This window comes from Streptomyces sp. NPDC032126 (genome assembly GCF_055580085.1).
This window is the reverse complement of the sequence record NZ_JBVIMA010000005.1, coordinates 148,450-170,155: the sequence shown is the minus strand read 5'-3', so window position 1 is coordinate 170,155 and position 21,706 is coordinate 148,450. Positions and strand designations below refer to the sequence as shown.

At 72.4% G+C, this 21,706-nt stretch carries 22 protein-coding genes; 12 read left to right on the top strand and 10 right to left on the bottom strand.

All coding sequences use genetic code 11. The annotated features are described in order from the left end of the window. Positions 1-18 precede the first annotated feature (18 nt). From ACZ5NW_RS20265 to ACZ5NW_RS20255, 3 genes are read left to right on the top strand one after another with little or no spacing between them, the layout of a single operon-like run. A complete protein-coding gene (locus ACZ5NW_RS20265) occupies positions 19-996 on the top strand; it encodes a carbohydrate ABC transporter permease (protein ID WP_468745238.1) in 978 nt (325 codons plus the stop codon). Between the two features lie 19 nt (positions 997-1,015). Next, the gene (locus ACZ5NW_RS20260; protein WP_468745237.1) at positions 1,016-1,894 is read left to right on the top strand and encodes a carbohydrate ABC transporter permease; all 879 of its coding nucleotides are present in this window, start codon (positions 1,016-1,018) and stop codon (positions 1,892-1,894) included. A 6-nt stretch (positions 1,895-1,900) separates the two neighbouring features. Continuing rightward, complete coding sequence (locus ACZ5NW_RS20255; RefSeq protein WP_468745236.1) at positions 1,901-3,730, top strand: hypothetical protein; 1,830 nt, start codon at positions 1,901-1,903, stop codon at positions 3,728-3,730. A 43-nt stretch (positions 3,731-3,773) separates the two neighbouring features. On the opposite strand, the gene ACZ5NW_RS20250 is transcribed toward ACZ5NW_RS20255, so the two are convergent. Further along, a complete protein-coding gene (locus ACZ5NW_RS20250) occupies positions 3,774-4,406 on the bottom strand; it encodes a nucleoside/nucleotide kinase family protein (RefSeq protein WP_468745235.1) in 633 nt (210 codons plus the stop codon). 62 nt (positions 4,407-4,468) lie between these two features. Between ACZ5NW_RS20250 and ACZ5NW_RS20245 the strand changes: the two genes are divergently transcribed. The 4 genes from ACZ5NW_RS20245 to prcB all read left to right on the top strand — a co-directional run bounded on the left by ACZ5NW_RS20245 (position 4,469) and on the right by prcB (position 7,671). Next, positions 4,469-4,864, top strand: a complete 396-nt coding sequence (locus tag ACZ5NW_RS20245) for a YybH family protein (RefSeq protein ID WP_468745234.1) — start codon at positions 4,469-4,471, stop codon at positions 4,862-4,864. A 3-nt stretch (positions 4,865-4,867) separates the two neighbouring features. Then, on the top strand, positions 4,868-5,608 hold the full coding sequence (locus tag ACZ5NW_RS20240; RefSeq protein ID WP_468745233.1) for a beta-phosphoglucomutase family hydrolase: 741 nt from the start codon (positions 4,868-4,870) through the stop codon (positions 5,606-5,608). A 185-nt stretch (positions 5,609-5,793) separates the two neighbouring features. Next, entirely contained in the window at positions 5,794-6,738 is a 945-nt protein-coding gene (locus ACZ5NW_RS20235) for a lysylphosphatidylglycerol synthase domain-containing protein (RefSeq protein WP_468745232.1), read from the top strand. Positions 6,739-6,813: 75 nt separating this feature from the next. Further along, complete coding sequence (prcB, locus tag ACZ5NW_RS20230; RefSeq protein ID WP_468745231.1) at positions 6,814-7,671, top strand: proteasome subunit beta; 858 nt, start codon at positions 6,814-6,816, stop codon at positions 7,669-7,671. Positions 7,672-7,746: 75 nt separating this feature from the next. Here prcB and ACZ5NW_RS20225 read toward each other — a convergent pair whose 3' ends face one another. Together ACZ5NW_RS20225 and ACZ5NW_RS20220 are read right to left on the bottom strand one after the other, a co-directional pair. Beyond that, complete coding sequence (locus tag ACZ5NW_RS20225; RefSeq protein ID WP_468745230.1) at positions 7,747-8,706, bottom strand: hypothetical protein; 960 nt, start codon at positions 8,704-8,706, stop codon at positions 7,747-7,749. Positions 8,707-8,717: 11 nt separating this feature from the next. Continuing rightward, on the bottom strand, positions 8,718-10,190 hold the full coding sequence (locus ACZ5NW_RS20220) for an APC family permease (protein WP_468745229.1): 1,473 nt from the start codon (positions 10,188-10,190) through the stop codon (positions 8,718-8,720). Between the two features lie 333 nt (positions 10,191-10,523). Here ACZ5NW_RS20220 and ACZ5NW_RS20215 point away from each other — a divergent pair, with 333 nt between their 5' ends. Further along, positions 10,524-10,985: a DUF5709 domain-containing protein gene (locus tag ACZ5NW_RS20215; protein WP_468745228.1), complete on the top strand. Its 462-nt coding sequence runs from the start codon at positions 10,524-10,526 to the stop codon at positions 10,983-10,985. A 36-nt stretch (positions 10,986-11,021) separates the two neighbouring features. Here the strand turns inward: ACZ5NW_RS20215 and sthA are convergent, their stop codons facing one another. Together sthA and ACZ5NW_RS20205 are read right to left on the bottom strand one after the other, a co-directional pair. After that, on the bottom strand, positions 11,022-12,425 hold the full coding sequence (gene sthA / locus ACZ5NW_RS20210; RefSeq protein ID WP_468745227.1) for a Si-specific NAD(P)(+) transhydrogenase: 1,404 nt from the start codon (positions 12,423-12,425) through the stop codon (positions 11,022-11,024). Positions 12,426-12,560: 135 nt separating this feature from the next. Next, positions 12,561-12,749: a hypothetical protein gene (locus ACZ5NW_RS20205; protein WP_468745226.1), complete on the bottom strand. Its 189-nt coding sequence runs from the start codon at positions 12,747-12,749 to the stop codon at positions 12,561-12,563. Positions 12,750-12,948: 199 nt separating this feature from the next. Here ACZ5NW_RS20205 and ACZ5NW_RS20200 point away from each other — a divergent pair, with 199 nt between their 5' ends. Next, positions 12,949-15,219: an MMPL family transporter gene (locus tag ACZ5NW_RS20200; RefSeq protein ID WP_468745225.1), complete on the top strand. Its 2,271-nt coding sequence runs from the start codon at positions 12,949-12,951 to the stop codon at positions 15,217-15,219. Here the strand turns inward: ACZ5NW_RS20200 and ACZ5NW_RS20195 are convergent. After that, a complete protein-coding gene (locus tag ACZ5NW_RS20195) occupies positions 15,173-16,300 on the bottom strand; it encodes a PP2C family protein-serine/threonine phosphatase (RefSeq protein WP_468745224.1) in 1,128 nt (375 codons plus the stop codon). The two genes, ACZ5NW_RS20200 and ACZ5NW_RS20195, sit on opposite strands and share 47 nt — an antisense overlap. Before the next feature lie 194 nt (positions 16,301-16,494). On the opposite strand from ACZ5NW_RS20195, the gene ACZ5NW_RS20190 reads away from it, so the two are divergent. After that, complete coding sequence (locus ACZ5NW_RS20190; RefSeq protein WP_468745223.1) at positions 16,495-17,163, top strand: hypothetical protein; 669 nt, start codon at positions 16,495-16,497, stop codon at positions 17,161-17,163. A gap of 45 nt (positions 17,164-17,208) precedes the next feature. Beyond that, positions 17,209-17,541 carry a hypothetical protein gene (locus ACZ5NW_RS20185; protein WP_468745222.1) on the top strand — a complete coding sequence of 111 codons (333 nt, stop codon included), beginning with the start codon at positions 17,209-17,211 and terminating at the stop codon, positions 17,539-17,541. Between the two features lie 57 nt (positions 17,542-17,598). On the opposite strand, the gene ACZ5NW_RS20180 is transcribed toward ACZ5NW_RS20185, so the two are convergent. From ACZ5NW_RS20180 to ACZ5NW_RS20165, 4 genes are all read right to left on the bottom strand, one after another. Beyond that, the gene (locus tag ACZ5NW_RS20180; RefSeq protein WP_468745221.1) at positions 17,599-18,483 is read right to left on the bottom strand and encodes a Gfo/Idh/MocA family protein; all 885 of its coding nucleotides are present in this window, start codon (positions 18,481-18,483) and stop codon (positions 17,599-17,601) included. A 223-nt stretch (positions 18,484-18,706) separates the two neighbouring features. Then, positions 18,707-19,705, bottom strand: coding sequence for an ATP-grasp ribosomal peptide maturase (gene tgmB / locus ACZ5NW_RS20175; RefSeq protein WP_468745220.1), 999 nt, complete (start codon positions 19,703-19,705; stop codon positions 18,707-18,709). A 16-nt stretch (positions 19,706-19,721) separates the two neighbouring features. After that, a complete protein-coding gene (gene tgmA, locus ACZ5NW_RS20170) occupies positions 19,722-19,913 on the bottom strand; it encodes a putative ATP-grasp-modified RiPP (protein WP_468745219.1) in 192 nt (63 codons plus the stop codon). A 196-nt stretch (positions 19,914-20,109) separates the two neighbouring features. Further along, complete coding sequence (locus ACZ5NW_RS20165) at positions 20,110-20,436, bottom strand: YkvA family protein (protein ID WP_468745218.1); 327 nt, start codon at positions 20,434-20,436, stop codon at positions 20,110-20,112. Between the two features lie 260 nt (positions 20,437-20,696). Here ACZ5NW_RS20165 and ACZ5NW_RS20160 point away from each other — a divergent pair, with 260 nt between their 5' ends. After that, a complete protein-coding gene (locus tag ACZ5NW_RS20160) occupies positions 20,697-21,701 on the top strand; it encodes a hypothetical protein (protein ID WP_468745217.1) in 1,005 nt (334 codons plus the stop codon). Positions 21,702-21,706: the final 5 nt, after the last annotated feature.

Genomic DNA, 21,706 nt, shown 5'->3' with positions numbered 1-21,706 from the left:
GAGGCCAGGGAGATGAGTATGACCACCGCGCAGACCGACGCGGTCACCAAGCAGCCCGCTGCTCCGGCGACCCCGTCCGACCAGCGGGAACGTGACCGCATGCGCCGCCGCCTCGCGAGACGGCGGGGTGGCGGATGGTGGCCGTACCTCTTCCTGGCCCCCTGGTTCGTCGGCCTGTTCGGGCTGACGATCTACCCGATGCTCGACTCGCTGTACCTGTCCTTCACGGACTTCGACCTGCTCACACCCGCGAAGTGGGTCGGCGCGGACAACTACACGCACATGTTCAACGACGACCCGGTCTTCTGGGACTCGGTGCACGCCACGCTCCTGTACGTGGTGGTGTCCGTGCCGCTCAAGCTCGCCCTCGCGCTCGGCGTGGCGATGCTGCTCAACCGGGACCTCAAGGGCATCGGCCTGTACCGGGCCGCCTTCTATCTGCCCTCGCTGCTCGGCGGCGCGGTCGCCATCGCGATCGTCTGGCGCCAGGTCTTCGGCGGGGACGGCCTGTTCAACGACTTCCTGAGCTGGTTCGGCATCGAGGGCCAGGACTGGATCTCCAGCCCCGACACCGCGCTCTACACGCTGATCCTGCTGGCCGTCTGGCAGTTCGGCACCCCGATGGTCATCTTCCTCGCCGGCCTCAAGCAGCTGCCGAAGGACGTCTACGAGGCCGCCGAGATCGACGGCGCCGGCCCCGTCACCCGCTTCTTCAAGATCACCCTGCCGCTGCTGACCCCGATCGTCTTCTTCAACGTCGTCCTGCAGATCATCGACGCCTTCAAGACGTTCACCCCCGCCTTCGTCATCAGCAACGGCTCCGGCGGACCCCTCAACTCGACCATGCTGTACTCCCTCTACCTGTACAAGAAGGGCTTCACCGACCTTCAGATGGGGTACGCCTCCGCGCTGGCCTGGGTGCTGTTCCTGGTCATCGCGGCGTTCACGGCGGTCAACTTCATCGCCAGCCGCTACTGGGTCCACTACGACGACTGAGCGAGGAGTCAGCCCCACCATGTCCGCCCTCACCCCGAACGCGTCGCCGCTGCAGAAACTGCGCTCGCTCACCGGCCCCCGCCGCATCCTCATCCACACCCTGCTGATCGGCGTGGCGATCGTCATGCTGTACCCGCTGCTGTGGATGCTCAGCAGCTCCCTCAAGCCCGACACCGACATCTTCACCCACCCCGGGCTCATCCCCGGCAAGATCCGCCCGGAGAACTACTCCGAGGGCTGGAGCGGCTCCGGCAACTCCTTCTCCCTGTACATCACCAACTCGCTGATCGTCACGATCGGCGCGGTCATCGGCAACGTCGTCTCCTGCTCGCTGGCCGCCTACGCCTTCGCGCGCTTCGAGTTCCGCGGCAAGAAGATCTGGTTCGGCCTCATGCTCGGCACGCTGATGCTGCCCACCCAGGCCGTCCTGATCCCGCAGTACACGATCTTCTACAACCTGACCTGGATCAACACGTTCCTGCCGCTGATCGTGCCCAAGTTCCTCGCGGTGGACGCCTTCTTCATCTTCCTGATGGTCCAGTTCATCCGCTCCATCCCGCGCGAACTCGACCACGCGGCCATGATGGACGGCGCCAACCCCTTCCAGATCTACTGGAAGATCATCCTGCCGCTGATGAAGCCGGCCCTGGTCACCACCACGATCTTCACCTTCATCTGGACGTACGACGACTTCCTCCACCAGCTCGTCTACCTCCAGCAGAACGACCGCTTCACCGTGCCCCTCGGCCTCACCCTGTTCATGGACAAGACCAGCGGCTCCTCCTACGGCGCGATGTTCGCCATGTCGACACTCGCCCTCCTGCCGACGCTCATCTGCTTCCTCATCTTCCAGAAGAGGCTGGTCGAAGGCCTGGCGACCTCCGGCATGAAGGGCTGACCCCGCGTGCACCTCCTCCACCAGCGCGGCCCCCTGCACGACCTGCCCGACAGCCCCGAGGCGTACGACGCCGTCCTCGCCGACGTCACCGAGCAGGCCCTCGCCCGGCTCACCCCCGAGGGCAACCTCGAACACCCCGACGCCGACGACGACATCGGCGACACCTCCCTCGGCGTCACCTCCCTGCTGGCCCTGGCCTGGCAGCGCGGCAAGGACCCGCGCCTGCCGGAGGCGGTCCGCCGCAGCCTCGCCTTCCATCTGCGCGAGCGGGTCTACCGGGAGGACAACCCCGGCTACCCGAACCTGAGGAGGCGCGACTCCGGCCTGCCGTACGCCCGCTACGTCCTGGAGCCCGGCGCGCACCCCATCGGCGACTGGCCGAGCACGGTGTGGGCGCTGCTCCAGGCGGTGAACGTCCTCGACCTCGCCGACGGCCTGGTGGACGACGACCAGCGCGCCGAACTGCTGGACGTGGCCCGCGGCTACTGGGCCTGGCTCACCGAGGCCACCTTCTTCAACCCGCAGGAGGCGGGGAACCAGGCGATCGGGTGCGTGGTCGGCGGACTGATGCTGGCCCGCCATCTCCCGCCCGCCGAAGGGGAGCCGGTCCGAGCCCGAGCCCTGGCGCTGTACCGCGACGAGATCCGCGCGCACCGCGTCCGCGACCGGGGCGCCTCGCTGCCCCCGGAGCACGGCGGCGCCTACGACAACAACTACGGCCCGATCTCCCTCTCCTTCCTCGCCCAGGCCCACCGGGTCAGCGGCGAGGAGCTGTTCGCCGAGGACGGCGACGCGCTGGCCCGCTACATCGACGCCCGCCTCACGAACGGCGGCTTCGACAACGGCGGCCCGCGCTACAGCGAACAGCACTCCGGCTTCGAATCGGTCCTGGGCCTGCGCTACTTCGGCGCCCGGATCCGCTCCGACATCGGCCGCTACCGGGGCGACACCCGGTGGGGCCGGTACGCCGTCAAGCCCGACGGAGGGGTCGACGGTCACTTCGCGTGGATGCTCGTCTGGCAGATCCAGGACACCACCCGCTGGCACCGCACACCGTCGTCGCGGCCCGCGCGGCACCACCTCCGGGCGGGCACGGTCTCGGTGGCCTTCGACGACCGGATGACCCCGGCGGTCATCGAGGCGGACGGCACCTACTACCTCCCCGCCGCGGTCGACCGCCAGCACGGCTTCGGCCCGGTCGTGGACGGCTTCCTGCTGTGCCGGCCCATGGGCGAGGTGCGCGTCCGGGACCTCCGCGCCCAGGGCCTCACGGCCAAGCTCGTCACCAAGCCGGTCGTCGGCCGCGACCACGTCCTGCGGCACGTCCGGTCCCTGTACGTCACCGACGGCGCCCTTCTCTGGACGGTCGTCGCGGTGGAGCGGCTGCCCGGGACCCCGTATCTGCTGGCCGGCCTGCCGTACGCCGCCGACGACGGCGACCGGGTGCTCCGGGTGGCCCGGGGCACGGTGTCCTCGGCGGGCGACCTGCGCCTGACCCACCCCGAGACACAGGGCATCGAGCACTTCGACGCCCGCTCCGAACTCACCCAGGAACAGGCGGCGTTCGCCCTCGCGGCCGACCCGCGCGGCTACGGCAACCCGGACGAGGGCTGGCGGCACCTGGTGAGTTCCACAGCACTGGAGGCCGGCCCGCTGCCGGACGCGCCGCAGGACCTGCACGTGTTCGCGGTGCGCTACGGCTCCCCGGAACCGCCGCGGGTGAGCGTGGAGCGAGCCGAGGAGAACCTGACCGTCACGACGGAGGCGTTCACCGCGGTGATCGGCGCACTGGCGGGGGATGCGTGGGGTGAGCCGGAACTCATGCTGAGCGTCTGAGGGAGAGACGCCGGGAGGCGGGGAGCACCCGCCTCCGCCCACCCTACGACGTCCGCACCACCACGTCCGCTCGCCCCCGCGTCACCGTCACCAGCTCGGCGTTGCGCTGGTCCGAGCGCGTCACCCATTCCACCGCCTCCTCATGGGTCTTGCCGAACTCCTCGTGTCGGGCGATGAGTCGGCGTACCCGCTCGGTCTCGTCCATCTCGCAGAACCAGACCTCGTCCAGCGCGGGCCGCACCCGGGCCCACGCCCCCGTGTCCAGCAGCAGATAGTTCCCCTCGGTCACCACCAGCCGGGCCTGGGGCGGCACCGGGATCGCCCCCGCGATCGGCTGCTCCAGGACCCGCTCGAAGCCGGGCGCGTACACCACGTCCCCGGTGTCCTCGCGCAGCCGCCGCAGCAGCGCCGCGTATCCCGCCGCGTCGAAGGTGTCCGGCGCGCCCTTGCGGTCGCGCAGGCCCAGCCGGTCCAGTTCGACGTCGGCGAGGTGGAAGCCGTCCATCGGGACGTGGGCCGCCCACGGCTCACCGGTGCCGTTGAGCGCGCGGACCAGCCGCTCGGCCAGCGTCGTCTTGCCCGCGCCGGGGCTGCCGGCGATGCCGAGGAGGGCACGCCGCCCGTCGTGGACGAGGGAACGCGCACGCGGAACCAGATCGTCGAACAGGTGAGGCACAACGCAGAGTGTGTCACCCGAGTGTCACCCGCGCGTGTGTCACCCGGAGGAAGGAGGAGACCGTGCCCGACGACGAGACACAGATCCGTGCCCTGATCACCCGCTGGGCCGACGCCGTCCACCGGGGCGACCTGGACGGCGTGCTCGCCGGTCACGCCGAGGACCTGGTCATGTACAACGTGCCGCCACCGCACGAGGGACTGCGGGGCCTCGCCGCCTACCGCGCGCTGTGGCCGCCGTTCTTCGCCTGGCAGGCCCAGGGCGCGAGCTTCGACCTGGACACCCTCGACATCACCGCCGGCGCGTATGTCGCCTACGCGCACGCCCTGGTGCGCTGCGGCACGCCGCGGGAGCTGGCCGCACATCCCGCGATGCGGCTGCGGCTGACCTTCGGGCTGCGCAAGGAGCGCGGGCGCTGGCTGATCGCCCACGAGCACCACTCGTTCCCGCACGATTGACCCATGACGACCGACCTCGGTCTGCCCGACCGTATCCAGGCCTGCCTCTTCGACCTCGACGGGGTCGTCACCAGGACGGCGATCGTGCACGCGGCCGCCTGGAAGGAGACGTTCGACGCCTTCCTGCGCGCCCGCGACGGCGACGCCTTCCGCCCCTTCGACAGCGGCGACTACGACCGTTACGTCGACGGCCGCCCCCGCGCCGACGGCGTACGCGCCTTCCTCGCCTCCCGGGACGTCACCCTGCCCGAGGGCGAACCCGGCGACCCGCCGGACGCCGAGACCGTCCACGGCCTGGGCAACCGCAAGAACGCGCTCCTCCTGGCCCGCATCCGCACCCAGGGCGCGCGGCCGTACGAGGGCACCCTGCGCTACATCGAGGCCGTCCGCGACCACGGCCTGCGCACGGCGATCGTCTCGTCCAGCGCCAACACCCTCGACGTGCTGCGCTCGATCCACGCCGAGTCCCTCTTCGACGTCCGGATCGACGGCGTGACGGCCGCCGAGCGCGGGCTGCCCGGCAAGCCCCGCCCCGACACCTTCCTCGCCGCCGCCCGCGACCTCGGCGTCCAGCCGTCGCACGCCGCCGTCTTCGAGGACGCCCTGGCCGGGATGGACGCCGCCCGCTCGGGACACTTCGGGTACGTCGTCGGCGTGGACCGCACCGGGCAGGCGGACGCCCTGTACGCGCACGGCGCGGACATCGTCGTACGCGACCTCGCCGAGCTGGGCGGCCGGGCCTGACCCCGTAGGCGCGGGCGCGGCACTCCCGGGGGCCCCAGCGGGCCGGATCTCCCCGTCATGCTCCCGGGCGTACCTGATGGGGCAGTTCGTGGTGGATCAGGTTAGTTTGGCCGCGGTTTCCCACCCCCGCGCCGCTGCCGGCTTCCGGCAGGCGTGGGCCCGGCCGTCGAGAAGGGCAGCGCCGCATGACACCCGAGCCGTGCGTCGCCGCACCCGCTCGACGGCGCGTCCACTGGCCCACCCTGCTCTCCCTCGCCGTCCTGTGCGCTGCCCTCTGGCTGGCCAGACGGCACTGGCCGGTCCTGGAGAGCGGTGCCGGGCGGCTCGCCGTCGCCGACCAGGGCTGGCTGCTGCTGGCGGCCACCGGGACCCTCGCCACCTGGCTCTGCTCGGCGCTCGCCCAGCAGGGCGCCGTGACCCGCAGGCTGCCCGGGAGACGGCTCCTGGCCGCCCAGTTCGCCGCCTCCGCCGCCAACCACCTGCTGCCCGCCGGGCTCGGCGCCGGCGCGGTCACCCTGCGCTTCCTGATGCGCTGCGGCGTCCCGGCGGCCCGATCGGCGACCGCGCTCGCGGTGAAGGCGGTGGCCGCCGCCCTGGTGCGCGCCGCCCTGATCGCCGTACTGGCCCTGTCCTGCCCCGGAGTCCTGCGGCTTCCGCACATCTCGGCGACGGCCCTCGCGGGCGCTGCCAGCGCGGCGGCACTGCCCGCGCTGCTGCTGTGCACCCCGCTGCGGGCGCGCTGCCGGCGGGCGGTGGCCGCCGTGCTGGAGGACATCCGGGCCGTGCACGCGCGCCCCCGCCGGGCGGCGGCCCTGTGGGGCGGCTCACTGGCCTTCACGGCGCTGCACGCGCTCGTACTGGTCGCCGTGACCCGGGCCGTCGACCTGCCGCTGTCCCCGGCGCGGGTGGCTCTGCTGTATCTCGCGGCGAGCAGCGCCGCCGCCCTGCTGCCCACCCCGGGCGGCCTCGGCTCCCTGGACGCCGTGCTCGCGCTGGCCCTCACCGCCGCCGGGGCCCCGGGCGCGACCGCCGCCTCCGCCGTCATCGGCTACCGGCTGCTGACGGTGTGGCTCCCGCTGGTCCCGGGGCTGCTGGTGCTCGGGGTGCTGATCCGCCGCCGGGCGCTGTGAGCCGGGCCGGGGTTTCCCCGCCGTGGCACGCAGGTAGGTAGTGGGGGTACCGGTCCGACGGCGAGGGGGAGTGGCATGGCGGACGACAGTGCGTACGCGGGACGTCCGGCGGAGGAGTTCTTCACCCCGGGGACCTCGTCCTTCACCGAGTTCCTGGCGGCGCACCGGCCCGCCCTGCTGCCCACGCGCCGGCCCTTCCCGGACGGCGTGCGGGCCGCCCCCGACGCCTTCCCGCACGGCACGACCGTCCTCGCGCTCTCCTACCGAGACGGCGTGCTCATCGCCGGCGACCGGCGCGCCACCATGGGCAACCTCATCGCCCAGCGCGACCTGGAGAAGGTCCACCCGGCCGACGACCTCACCGCCGTCGCCTTCGCCGGCACCGTCGGTCTCGCCCTGGACATGGTGAAGCTGTTCCAGGTCGAACTGACCCACTTCGAGAAGGTCGAGGGCACCCCGATGACGCTCGGCGCGAAGGCGCGCCGGCTGGCGTCGATGATCCGGCAGAACCTCGGCCAGGCCATGCAGGGCCTCGCCGTCGTCCCCCTCCTCGCGGGCTACGACACAAGCGCGCCCGAAGGCGCCCGGGGCCGCATCTTCAGCTTCGACGTGGCCGGCGGCCTCTACGAGAAGACCCACTTCCACGCCGAGGGCTCCGGCTCCCCGTACGCGCGGGGCGCTCTGAAGAAGCTGTACCGCACCGGCATGACCCGCCGCGACGCGGCCCTGGCGGCGCTCCAGGCCCTCTACGACGCGGCCGACGACGACTCCGCGACCGGCGGCCCCGACGTCAACCGCCGCATCTTCCCGATCGTCTCGGTCATCACGGAGGACGGCTTCGAACGCCTTCCGGAACAGGAGACGGAGGAGCTGAGCCGGGAGATGGTCGCCCAGCGCCAGGCCCGGCCGAACGGCCCGGTCGCCACGCCCTGAACGGTCGAGCCGGTCCGGGCCCGCCGTCCGGTCCGCGGCCCCACCGTTCGTCAGGTCCGCGGCTCCACCCGTTCGTCAGGTCCGCAGCCCCCACTCCTTGCGCCACCGCAGGATCTGCTGGGCCGGATCGCCGGTGTACGACCACGGCGTGCGGGTCGCCCGGCGGCCCGCCATCCGCAGCAGGGGCGCCGCGATCTCCTCGATGCCCGCCGAACAGGCCGCGTGGGTCAGGTAGTTGAGATCACGCAGCTCGCCGGGGGCGACCGGGGTGTCGGGGCGGTGGGCGATCCAGCGCTCCCAGGTGCGGCGCAGGTCGTTGACGGCGCCGTCGTGCTTCCAGTGCTGGCTCACGCCCACCGGCGTGGGCCGTCCCTTCGCCGCGTCCAGGGCGTAGCGGTACTCCTCCACGCGCGCGTACTGGACGAGCACCGGCAGCGGGCAGCCCGCCGGCGCCACCCCGGCCGCGTCGCGGGCGAAGTCGTACATCAGCCCATGGGTCCCGTGCCAGCGCGCGGAGTAGTAGTGCAGGACCTGCAGATGCCCCTCCATGCTGTACGGGTCGCGCTGGTGCAACTCGTCCCACCAGCGCGCCAGTTCCTGCCGCCGTACCCCGGTCGGGTACAGCCGCGCCACCGAGATCAGCGAGATCCACGGCGTCGGGTCCTCCGGGTAGGCGTCGACGGCCGCCCGGCACGCCAGTACCGCGGTGTCCACGCGCTGCTGGTCGATCGGCGCCCCCCGGCCCGCGGCGATCGCCACCTGGAAGGCGCGGGTCGTCTCCGTGGCCGCGTGCAGCACCAGCGCGTCGGCGCTGTGCGGTTCGGCGGCCAGCCAGGTCTCCACGGTCGAACTGCCCGCGCACGCCTGCGCCAGCAGCCGCACCCGGTGCCCGCGCACCAGCCAGTCGGGGCCGGTGGCCCGCAGCAGCTCCCGCAGGCCCTGCCAGCGGCCGATGACGATGTCGTGCCGGGTCGAGGAGAGAGCCGTGTCCCCGCAGTCGGGGTCGAAGTCGAGGGCGAAGCGGTCGCGCGCCATCGGGGCCTCCCTCAGAAGTCGGTGGGAAGGCCCTCGTACGACGCGGTGTGCGGGGTGGCGGGAGTGTCCGGCACATACGCGGCCAGGACCGTGCGGGAGGCGTCCAGCCGGGCCGGCCGGTAGTAGTCGCTGCCCTGCCGCCAGTACCAGAGCATCGGCACCAGACCGGCGGCGAGCCCGCCGAGCCCGATGGCGACGGCCGCCGTGCTCAGGTCACTCAGCGACTCCGCGAAGATCCAGAACATGAACACCGAGCCGCCCAGCGGCCACACCCCGCCGAGCAGGAGGTTCGCCGGGGACTTCAGCAGCGTCCGGCGGTAGGCGACCACCGCCGCCAGACCCGCCAGGCCGTAGTAGACGGCGATCTGCAGGCCGATCGCGGAGATCGCGTCCGCCAGGATGTCGCCCACCGAGCCCAGCGCGTTGGCGGCCACGAACATCGCCAGGGCCACCGCGCCGACCACCGCGATCGCCACCCACGGCGTGTTCCACCGAGGGTGCACCCGGCCCAGCGCGGCCGGCATCGTACGGTCGCGGCCCATCGCGAACAGGGAGCGCGTCACCTGGATCAGGGTCGTCTCCAGTGTGGCGATCGTGGACAGCATCACCGCCACGATCAGCAGCTTTCCGCCCCAGCCCGGCCAGATCTCCTCGCCCAGCACCGCCAGCACGTCGGCGCCGTTGTTCTGGATCCGGTCCGTGGTCAGGATGACGTTCGCCGCGATGGTGAACACCTCGAAGAGCAGGAAGACCACGCCCACCCCGATCAGGCCCGCCAGTCCCGTCGTACGGCGGCTGTCGCGGGTCTCCTCGCTGAGGTTGCTGGTCACGTCCCAGCCCCAGTAGTAGAACGCGGCCACCAGCGCGCCCGACGCGAAGCCGGACACCCCGTCGAAGTGGCTGAAGCCCAGCCACGACGGATCGAAGGAGCGGGCGGTGTCGGTGTGGAAGAACGCCAGCAGCGCGAACACGGCGAGGATCACCAGCTCCACGCCCGACATGATCAGTTGCGCGCGCACGGTGAGCCGGGCGCCGCCCAGCACCACGGCCAGCATCACCACGAACCAGGCGGCGCCCACCAGGGTGGACAGCGCGGTGTTGTCCGCCAGGCCGTCGTCGAAGAGGGCGAGCGTCATCGAACCGGCCGGCAGCGAACCCGCCACCATGAAGATCGTCGCCGAGATCACCAGCGCCCAGCCGCTGAGGAAGCCCAGAAAGGGGTGGAGCGTGCGCCCCACCCACGAGTAGCTCGCGCCCGCGTTGACATCGATCCGGCTGAGACGGCTGAACGCCAGCGCGATGCCCAGCATCGGTATCGCGCAGTACAGCAGTGCCGCCGGACTCGCCAGGCCCACCGCGCCGACCAGCACCGCCGTCGTCGCGGCGAGCGAGTACGCGGGGGCGCTGCCGGCGACCGCCATGACCACGGTGTCGAACGTGCCGAGGGCGTTCGCCTGCAACCCTCGGCCGCTGTTGTTGCTCATGCCTGTGCCGCTTTCCGTCGTGCACGCCTCGCGGACACCGAGGTGCCGTGCGGCGCTGGGGGGTGGGGGGTGGAGCGCCGCCGCGCACCGGGAGAGGGATGGCCTCGGGGTGTCGGCGGGGGGAGGCGTGGCGACCTCCCGTCGCACCGCTGTGTCGGCGGGCGGTCACACCGAGTGTGCGTGTGATGATAGCCCCAGCCATTGACCTTTCAAGATTGACGGACGGGTAATCTCCGTTTGTGCGCGTGCGTTTGGCATGTGCCGTGATTGGGGCGCCGCAGGCGGGAAACGCGGACCGGGACACCGCATGCCCGGCGAGCGAAGGAGCCACCCATGGGCACCGAGCCCGAGGCGATGGGCGACGACGTCTACCAGCCCACCGGAAGCAACGAGGAGCAGCAGGACGCGGCTCCCCTCGACCCTCAGGACGCGGTCGACGAACGCACCTATGACGAAACTCTCGACGAGGGGTACTCGCCGCCCGAGAAGCCCCTCGGCGTCACGGGACACGGCACCACGGCCGCCGAACAGCACGAGGGCGAGCCCCTCGACCAGCGCCTCGCCCGGGAGATACCCGACGTCTCCCCTCCCGACGGGGACGGCATCGGCGACCTCCCCGGCGGCACGGGCGAGCTCGTCGACCCCGAGGCCGGCGAGGAGCGGGCCGGCCGTCTGGTCGCCCCCGACGAGGGCGCCCGCACCGACGCCACCAAGGAGGAGGTCGCCGAGGACAAGGGCATCGACGGCGGCGCGGCGAGCGCCGAGGAGGCGGCGGTCCACGTCACCGAGGAGTGAACCGCCGTCCGCCGATCCGGCAGCGGGCCGCGCCGGTCAGTCCCCGATCCGGTCCAGCTGCCGCAGTCGGTTCGTCGCGTCGAGCGCCGCCACTTTGTACGACTCCGCGAGCGTGGGGTAGTTGAAGACCGCGTCGACGAGATAGTCGACCGTGCCGCCGCAGCCCATCACCGCCTGGCCGATGTGGATCAGTTCGGTCGCCCCGCTGCCGAAGCAGTGCACCCCGAGCAGCGTGCGGTCCTCCGGTGACACCAGCAGTTTCAGCATGCCGTGCGCGTCGCCGATGATCTGGCCCCGCGCCAGCTCCCGGTAGCGGGCGACGCCGACCTCGAACGGCACGCTGTCCTCGGTGAGCTGGTCCTCCGTGCGGCCCACGAAGCTGATCTCAGGGATGGTGTAGATGCCGATGGGCTGCAACGGCCGCATCTGCCCCACCGGTTCACCGCACGCGTGGTACGCGGCCGCCCGGCCCTGCTCCATCGACGTGGCCGCCAGCGCCGGGAAGCCGATGACGTCACCGACGGCGTAGATGTGCGGCACCCGCGTGCGGTAGTGCTCGTCGACCGCGATCCGCCCGCGAGGGTCAGCCGTCAACCCGGCCCGCTCCAGGTCGAGTTCATCGGTCAGCCCCTGCCGGCCCGCCGAGTACATCACCGTGTCCGCCGGGATCTTCTTGCCGCTCGCCAGCACGGTCAGCGTGCCGCGCGGATGGCGCTCGACGGCGGCGACGGTCTCCCCAAAGCGGAAGGTCACCGCCAGGTCCCGCAAGTGATACCGGAGCGACTCGATGACCTCGACATCGCACATGTCGAGCATCCCGGCGCGCTTCTCCACCACGGTCACCTTGCTGCCGAGCGCCGCGAACATGCTCGCGTACTCCATGCCGATGACACCCGCGCCGACGATCACCATGGACCGCGGCACCCGCTCCAGGGTCAGTACGTTGTCGGAGTCGAGGATGGTCCGGCCGTCGAACTCCACGCTGTCCGGCCGCGCGGGCCGGGTCCCGGTGGCGATGACGATGTGCTCGGCGCTGAGCAGCCGCTCCTGGCCGCCGGCCTCGCGCAGGGCGATCGTGCGGTCGTCGACGAACCGTCCGGTGCCGGAGAACAGCGCGACGTGGTTGCGGGACAACTGGTTGCGGATGACGTCCACTTCACGCCCGACCACATGCCGGGTGCGCGTGGTCAGATCGGCGACGGTGATGTCCTCCTTCAGCCGGTAGCTCTGGCCGTAGAGATCGCGCTGGGTGAGACCGGTGAGGTAGAGCACCGCCTCGCGCAGGGTCTTGGAGGGAATGGTGCCGGTGTGGAGGGAGACCCCGCCGACCATGTCGGGGCGGTCGACGACGGCGACGCGGCGGCCCAGTTTGGCCGCGGCGATGGCGGCCTTCTGGCCGCCGGGACCTGATCCGAGGACGAGCATGTCGAAGTCGGGCACCCTCCGCAGTCTGACAGCCCGCCCACCCGTCCGAAAGGGTGAACCGTCAACGGCCGGTGCGATGGTCCGGTTCGCGCGTCGTGCGGCCCGGCCCGGTCACGTGGACGTCAGGCCGGGAGCCGGGAGGAGAGGCGATCAGGGGAGCAGCTTCTCAACGGCGTTCGGGTCCTCGTCCAGCTTCCGCCGGGCCCATTCGATATTGCGCGGGGTGAGGTCCCTGCCCGTGGCCAGGACCACGTCCTCCGGTGTCACGTCCGTGCTGGGGCACGAGTGGAGCAGGTTGTCCGGAGTGACCCGATCCTGGGAGGGCTGTGATGTCGGCATGATGTCGCTCCTCGGTCCGAAGGAATGCTCCGGTTCGGTGTCCGCATCGGGTCCAGTATCACCATATTCGGCGCGAGAGGACACTATGCATCCGCAAGCCGCCTGAATCGCCCCTCCTTCCGGCCCGAGATGCCGACGCGGTACCAGGGGCGTCCAATGGAGAGGTCGGACATCCCGCCCGGCGGAGAGGTCGGCGCCCATGGTAGGCACCCGGATCCGCGCGGGGAGGCGCGGACAGTCAGCCAAGGGGGGCCTGCGAGGGCTCGGGGAGTGGTGCGCCCGGCACTTCGTGATCGTCATCGTCGCCTGGCTCGTGGCCATGGTCGCCCTGCAGGTGCTCAACCGGACCCACGGCGGCACGTACGAGGACAACTTCTCCCTGCCGGGCGTGCAGTCCCAGAAGGGCCTGGACGTACTGAAGAAGCACGATCCGCAGGCCGGAGGCTACAGCGCCCAGATCGTCCTGCACGACGACGACAAGGCCCTGAGCGCCCTCTCCTCGCCCATGTCGACGACCGTGGGCGACCTCCAGAAGCTCCCCCATGTGCTCGCCGTGCAGAACCCCCTCACCGCGACCTCCTCGAAGATCGGCCCCGTTTCCGGCGACGGCCGGACCGCATACATCACCGTCCGCTTCGACGAACAGCCCTCCACCCTCGGCGACAGCTACCTGAACGGCGTCGACAAGGCCGTCGCGCCGCTGCGCTCGGCCGGCGCCGACGTCGAGTACGGCGGATCCCTCGGCGAACTCGCCCGACCCGCCGCCGACGACCGGGTCAGCGAACTGATCGGCTTCGGGGTCGCCATCGTCGTGCTGCTCATCGGCTTCGGCAGCGTCATCGCCGCCGGACTGCCCCTGCTGACCGCGCTGGTCAGCGTGGTCACCGGACTCGCCTGTCTCGGACTGCTCGCCCTCGCCTTCACCTTCGCGACGGTCTCACCGACCCTCGCCACCATGATCGGCCTCGGCGTCGGCATCGACTACGCCCTGTTCCTGACCACCCGTCACCGGCAGAACCTGATGAACGGCGCCGATCCGGTCCAGGCCGCCGGACACGCCAACGCCACCAGCGGACGGGCCGTCCTCGTCTCGGGCACGACCGTGATCATCGCCCTGGCCGGCCTGTCCGCGTCCGGGGTGAGCTTCATCGGCAGACTCGGGGTGGCCGCCGCCGTCACCGTGGTCTCCGCCGTCGTCGGCGCCCTCACCCTGGTGCCCGCCCTGCTGGGCCTGATCGGCAGACGCATCGACCGCTACCGGGTGCGCAAGCCGGTCGCCGAGACCGACGCCGAACCCGGTGCCACACCCCACGGCACCTGGCACCGCTACGCCAAGCGCGTCGAGCACCGCCCCTGGCGGTATCTGTCGGCCGGTGTGGTGACCATCGCCGTCCTCGCGATCCCGGTCTTCTCCATCCAGCTCGGTCACATCGGCGACGGCGCCGACCCCACGTCCTTCACCGACCGGCGGGCCTACGACCTGATGACCGACGCCTTCGGACCCGGCTCCAACGGCCCCCTCACCGTCGTCATCGACCAGACGTCCGTCCCCTCCGACCAGCGCTCCGCGCTCACCTCCACGGCCCAGAAGACCCTGAACGCCGTCCCGGACGCCGCCGCCGTCACCCCGCTCACGCCCACCCAGGACGGCGACGTCCTGATCGCCACCGTCTACTCCACCCAGTCCCCGCAGAGCGCCACCACAACCGACCTGACGAACCGACTCGTCGACGACACCCTGCCCGCCGCGGTCTCCGGCACCGCCGCCAAGGGCTATGTCACCGGCACCACCGCCGCCCAGGTGGACTTCCGGGACATCGTCGCGAGCCGGCTGCCGCTGATCATCGGCGTGGTCGTCGGCCTCGCCTTCCTGATCATCCTCGCCGTCTTCCGCGGCCTCCTCGTCGCCGTCAAGGCCGCCGTACTGAACGTCCTGTCCATCACGGCCTCGTACGGCGTCGTCGTCGCCGTCTTCCAGTGGGGCTGGGGCGGGCCCGCGCTGGGCGTGCACGGCAAGGTGCCCATCGAGAGCTATGTGCCGATGATGATGTTCGCGATCATCTTCGGCCTGAGCATGGACTACGAGATCTTCCTGCTGTCCCGCGTCCACGAGGCATGGCTGCGCACCGGCGACGCCAAGGAGTCCGTGGCACACGCCCTGGAGATCACCGCCCGGGTCATCACCTGCGCCGCCCTGATCATGGTGAGCGTCTTCGCGGCGTTCATCGTCAGCGACAACATCGTGGTGAAGATGCTGGGGCTCGGCCTCGCGGTCAGCGTCCTCATCGACGCCACCGTCGTACGGCTGCTCATGGTGCCCGCGGTGATGACCCTGCTGGGACGCCACGCCTGGTGGACGCCGCACTGGCTCGACCGGATCCTGCCGCACATCGACACCGAGGGCGACCAGGACGGCGCGGCCGTCAGCGAGGCCCCGGAGAAGGTACCGGGGCGAGGACGAGCATCGTGACGTCGTCGCGGACGGCGGGGGAGTGCCGTACGAGATCCGCCCAGACGCGCTGGGCCGTCGTCGCGGGATCGTCGTCGACGAGCGCGGGCAGCCGGTCCGTGAGCGGGTAGAAGATGCCGCCCGCGTCCCTGGCCTCCGAGACGCCGTCGGAGGCGAGGAAGAGCCGGTCGCCGGGCTTCAGGGACAGGGTGCGGCCGGCGTGCGCGGACGAGCCCGGCAGCCCGAGGCCCAGCGGAGGGCACGGGGAGACGTCCACGTCCACCGCCGTGCCGTCGCGCAGCAGCACGGGCGGCGGATGACCGCACGCCACGATCCGCACGGTCTCCGCGTCGGGCGCGAACTCCAGCAGCACGGCCGTCGCGAACAGTTCGGCGTTCCGATCCCGCGCCGAGTCCACCTCCAGACGCCGGTCCAGACGGTCGGCCACCGACTCCAGGTCGGGCTGGTCCAGCACCGCCTCGCGAAACGCCCCCAGCAGCGCCGCGACCGTCGCCACCGCCCGCAGCCCGTGCCCCTGCACATCGCCCAGCACGACCCGCACCCCGTGCCCGCTCTCCCGCACGTCGAAGAAGTCGCCCCCGACGAGCGTCCCGCGCTCCGCCGCCCGATACAGCCCGGCGCAGCGCACCGGACCGACCCGCGCGGGCACCGGCGGCGCGAGCGCGCGCTGGACCGCCTCGGCGATCGCCCGCTCGGTGTCCAGCTGGATGTCGCGCCGGGACCGCACGAACGACACGAACACACTCAGCACGGCGACGAACAGAACGGTCAGCAGGTCGGTCTGGCCCGGCCGGTTCAGGTGGAAGACCGGCACATTGAGCACCGCCACCGCGACGCCGCCCAGCAGCGCCGTCGCCAGCGGGCCGTACGACAGCACGGCCAGGGGTGGGATCGCGCCCAGCAGGAATCCCAGGTCCATGGGGTCCGGATCGACCAGCGCGACCACGCCGACGCCGGCGATCAGAGCCAGCGGCAGCACCCGCACCCACGGCGGTGGGGGCGCGCCGCGCAGCCAGCCCCGCCGGTCCGGTTCGCCGACCGGGCGCGCCGCCCACGCCCGCACTCCTCGCACATGTCCCACGCTCCACCACGCGCACGGGGCGCGCACGCGGAAGCCTCCGAGTCCCTCCGAACCGTCGCGGAAAACCCGGTGGGCACCCCGTGCCGGTGGCGCCTGGCGTGATCCCCGCACGCCGAAGATCAATGCCCCGACTGATCCGTTCCGATCCGTTCGCCCCGGGAGCGCAAGCACACCATCGCATCCCGGAGGAATCCATGACCGATCTGGTCATCCGCGCGCTCGACGAGCGCGACGTCGAACTCTTCGACACCCTGCCCGACCCCCTGCGCGCCGCCGAGACCCACCGGCTGGTCCGCTACCGGCCCGACTGGAAGCGCGTCGCCCTGCGCGACGGCCGGGTCGTGGCCCGCGCCGCCTGGTGGGGCGGCCCCGAGGACACCGAGCCGCTGACCGCGGAATGGTTCGACTTCGCCGACGGCGAGGAGGCGGCCGGAGCCGAACTGCTGCGCACCGCCCCCTGGCGGGTCGGCCTGGAGATCAACCTGCCGGCCGGCCGGCGCGACGACCCGGTCCAGCGCGCCGCCGCCGAAGCCCGCTACGCCGCCGAGGCGGCCGGCTTCACCCTGTTCATCGAACGCCTCGTCTACCGCTGGACCCCGGAGTGCGGGCTGCCGGCCCGCCCCGGCCGACTGGAATTCGGACCCGAACCGGACGACGAGGTCTTCTTCGACGCCCTGCGCCGCATCCACTCCGCCACCCTCGACGGCCACGCGCTCAAGGCCATCGCCCAGGGCGGACTCGGTCAGGCCGTGGCGGGTCGCCCGCACTTCCTCGCGGAGCGCGGCAACGCCCCCATGGCCGCGCACTTCGCCACGGCGGGCTGTCCCGTCGTACGGGAGAGGACGCACTTCGACGCCCCGTGACAAGCTGTCCACGGGACTGAGCGGGAGCGAGTGACGGAGGCGGGGATGGGGTTCCACGGCGAGACCTGGACCGTGCGCTGCGGGGAACTGCCGGCCGGGGAGATCACGATCGACGACGCCGATTTCCCCTGGCTGGCGGGGCACTTCACCCCCGGCCCGGCCTACGAGACGGTGGAGCCCCTCTTCGCCCGCGAACTCGCCCTGCTGGACGGCGACCTGGACGACGCCGAGGCGGTGGAGGCGTGGGAGGCGGCCTACGACGAGATCAGCCGCCGCGTCTCCCTGTTCTCCCCCGACGGCCCGGTCGCCGAGTTCCTGCTGCACATCGACGGGGACCGGGCCTGGTTCCGGTGGAGCGACGAGCCGTTCGAGGACTGACGGGACTGACAGGGCTGACGGTCCATCAATAGCCCGGCGGCGAAGCCTCCTTCGCGCTCAACCGGCCAGCAGCGCCTCCGCCTCGGCGAGCGTGCGCGTGACGCGCAGCGCGAAGGCGGCGTCGCAGTCGTGCGGCCGGCCGTCGCAGACGGCGGCGAGCAGCGCGTCCACCGCCCGGCCGTACGCGGCGCCCGCGTCCCGGGCGCCCGTCGGCAGCACGGACACCCCGGCCTCCCCGCGCAGCTCCAGGGCCGCACCGGCCCCCGCGGCCGGGGCCGTGAGACTCAGGGTCACCGTGCTGGAGGCCCCCGCGGCATGCTCCAGGACCAGGTGGACGGTGTCGCGCGGGCCCCGCGCCGCCGCCGCGACCCGGCGTACGTCCCCCAGGACCGGCAGCAGGACGGACAGGGCGTGCGGTCCCACGTCCCACAGCGCGCCCTTCTCGCGACGCCAGGGTGTGGCGAAGGGGTGGCCGTCGCTGTCCGACGCGAAGACCGACCCGAGCCACTGCGCGTGCGCGGTGAACCAGCCGCCCGCATCGGCCTGTTCGCCGAGCCACGCCTCGGGCTCGGGCAGGAAACGCGTCGTGAAGAAGACGACCGAGGACACCTGGGCCCCCCGAACCGCCCGTACGACGGCCTCCGCGCCCGGCACGGTCGTGGCGAGCGGCTTGTCCAGCAGGAGGTGCCGGCCCGCCTCGGCCGCCCGCACGGCGAGCGGGGCCTGCACGTCGGGTGGCAGGGCCACGGCGACGGCGTCCACCTCGGCGAGCAGCGCGTCCACGTCGTCGTAGGGCTTGGTGCCGTGGCGGCCGGCGAGTTCCCTGGCGGCCTCCGCGCGCCGCCCCCACACACCGACCAGCTCGCAGCCGTCGTGGGCGGCCAGAACCGGGGCGTGGACCATCCCGGCCCAGGGGCCGGTGCCGAGCAAACCGATACGCATCCGCTGCCTCTCCTCACTGCCGCACGCCGGAACGGACGGACCGCCGACCGGTCATGAGCGAGGGTGGCACAGGGGGGCGTGCGGGTGGGCGGGCGGGTGGATTTCAAGCCCGACGCACAGGCGGCCGGGTGTGGGCTGCCTGAAGACCTGCGTCCCCAGGCCCGCCCCGAGGAGCCCGGCCGGTCAGCGCCCTGAACGCGCTCATCCGCCGGGCTCCCGTCGGTCAGCGCACGGCCCCCGCCCCGTGCGGACCCCCACAGCGCGCACGGTCACCCGGGGCCGCCGGCACCGGGGTGGCCAGCCACTCCGCTATCGTGCGGGCGATCGGCTGGCCCGTCTCGACCTCCACGAAGCCGAACTGGCCCGACTGGTTGCACTCCAGGAACCACCACGTGCCGTCCGCGTCCTCCGCGAAGTCGAAGGCGCCGTAGGCCAGTTCCGCCTCCCGGAGATAGGCGAGGACTCCGGCGGCGGTCCGTGGCGGGACCTCCGTCTCGGTCCAGGGCGTGGCCGCCGAGGAGAAGCGGACGTCGACCTCGTCCGGGTCGGCGTCCGGCGCGGTCGCCTTGCGCGCGGCCAGCATCCGCTCGCCCACCACGGTCAGCCGGATGTCCGCCCGCTTGGCCACCCGCCGCTGCAGCAGCGTCGGCCCGAATGCCACCGCCGTGAAGTCGGTGTCCGGGGCGACCCTGCTGGTCGGCACGGCCCGCGGCGGCTCCTGCGGATGCGCCCCCGACACCGGCTTGACCACCAGATCGGGGAAACGCTCCGCGAACTCCCGTGCGGCCTGGGGGAACGTGGTGATCAGCGTGGCCGGCACGGGCAGCCCGCAGCGCTGCGCCAGCCGCAGCTGCCAGGGCTTGTGCCGGGCCCGGACGGCGGCGTCGGGGTGGTTCATCCACCGTGCCTCGGTGCCCCGCAGCATCCCGTACAGCGCCTGCGCGGACTCCTCGCTGAGCCAGTCGGACGGCTCCGCCCCCCGGGACGCCGGAACCCCCGGCCGGCGCACCCATATCGACCGCAGGCCGTCCAGACCGATCAGCCGGCCCGCGGACCACAGGTGGCCGCGGAAGGAACCGTGCACATACTCCCCGGACAGGGACACCCCGCCGGTCAGATCGGCGGGGTCGAGCCGGACCACGGGAACCCCGGACGCGTGGAGGTGGACGACCACCATGTCCGCCGTCACGTCCTGTTCACTGGTCAGGATCAGCACCGTCATCGTTCCGAGTCCGCGTTCAGTCGTCGAAGTGGGTCTTCGAACCCGCGGTCGACGTCGTCGTCCCCAGTTCTCTGAGCAGGGCCTTGTCCGAGGCGGCGATCCGCCCGTCGAGGAGTACGTTCAACTGCAGTCCGGAGTCGTAGGCATACGGAGTGGATACCTCCAACTCCGCCGCTGGGCGTGCGTAGTTGAGCGCGAACGGTTGCATGTCTCTCCCTCTTCGGTGCTGCGCCGACCAAGCCGTCGAGTGCCGCGTCGTCGCCGGGCCCGTCGATCTTTCTGGGCTTCCTCTTACTTATACGAATCGAACGAGTGGTTGGTTTCCTTACACTCAGTGATCGCGGCGCGGAGCAGCGCCCCCCGCACCTGAGACGGCCAAAGGGGGCGCGGTGGTTGACCGGGCGTCAGGCGGTGCCGCCGCCCGGCCGACCGGGGGACGCGGTGTCGCGGTCCGGCTCGCCCTCCCGCCCGGCGAGCGGGGCGCGCAGAGAGCGCAAGGCGAACAGCAGCACCGCGACGTCGTCGAGATATACGGGGTCGGGCAGCAGATCGGTCGGCAACACCAGATAGACGACCGCGCCCCAGAACACCCAGCGCGGCCCGGTCGGCAGTCCCGCCCGGCGCAGATCGCGCCGGGCGCGCACCAGTCGTACGGCCAGTCCCACGGCGACGGCGAGGACGGCGGCCGCGAGGAGCGAGGTGACGACGATCACAGTGGTGGTCGTGTCCACAGGGCCTCCCCGGAGTACGGAACGGATGCCGCCGGACGCGGCTCCCCCTGACGGATTACCCGCCGAACGCCGCCCTATGGCCGCGCACACGGCGCCGCACAGCCGTGCGGTACGGGAGAGAGCCAGGGTGCGCGGGAGGTCTCATCCCTGTGGCTCACCCGAGTGGCGTGAGTCCGTCCGGGTGCCCCCTAATGAGCAGGGTAGCCGCGCGCCGCAGGTCGGGGGCCATGAGCGGCCGCACCCATTCCATGGAGCACAGCATGACCACCCGCTCACCGTCAGTCCCTTCCGATCCCACCGCTTCACCCCCGAGCGAGGTGCCCCGCTCCTCCTCCGCACCCCCGGACGGACCAGCCGCCGCACCCCCACCCGAGGCCGTGGACGGACTCGTCCGCGCCGCCGTCGCCGACCGGCCCCTGGAGGAGGTCGCACAGCTCATCACCCTGCTGGAACGATCGCCCGCCTACGCGCGGGCCGCCGGCCATGCCCTGCGCTCCGCCGGAGTGGACCGCTCCGTGGAGGAGGTCGCCCGGCTGGTCACGCTGCTGACCCGGCCGCCCCGGGCTGCCGAGGGCGCCGACGAGGTGATCCGCGCCGCGGCCGAACGCCGCCCGCTGGAGGAGGTCGGCCGCCTCATGGGGCTGCTGCACCGCGCCGCCCTCGAACCCCACTGCGAGCAGGAGGCGCTGCGCACCGCCGCCACCCGCCGGCCTGTCGAGGAACTCGTCGAGCTCATAGGACAGTTGAACGAGCAGCCGACCGGCGGCGACCCGACGGCCGCACCGCCACAGCCCGGCACACCCGACAGCCCCGACAGCCCCGACAGTAGATACAGTCCGGTCGAGGCGGCGCCCGTCCCCGCACGGACCGCCGGACCGCCCGCCTGGCCCGCCCGGCTCGCCGCCGTCCTCCTCGTGGCCTGCGGTGCCGCCCACGCGCCGCTGCACACCGACGGCGCGCCCACCCGGGCGTACGGCCTGGTCCTCGGCGCCGCCGTGCTGTGCGCGCTGCTGGGCTTGGCGCTGCTGCTGCGGCCCGCCGTCGCGGTACTCGCGCCGGCGGTCCTGGTCCCGGCCGCGCTGGCCGCCGGGGCGCTCCTCGACGGCCGGTTCGGCACGCCGGATCTGTCCGGGGTCCTGCAGAGCGCCGTCGCGCCGCCCTGGCTCGCCGGGACGGTGGCCGTGTGCGCGGCGCTGGCCGCCCTGACGGCCCTGCTGCTCGCCCTCCAGCCGACCGACCGGGCCCCGCTCACCGAGAAGGGCTGACACGG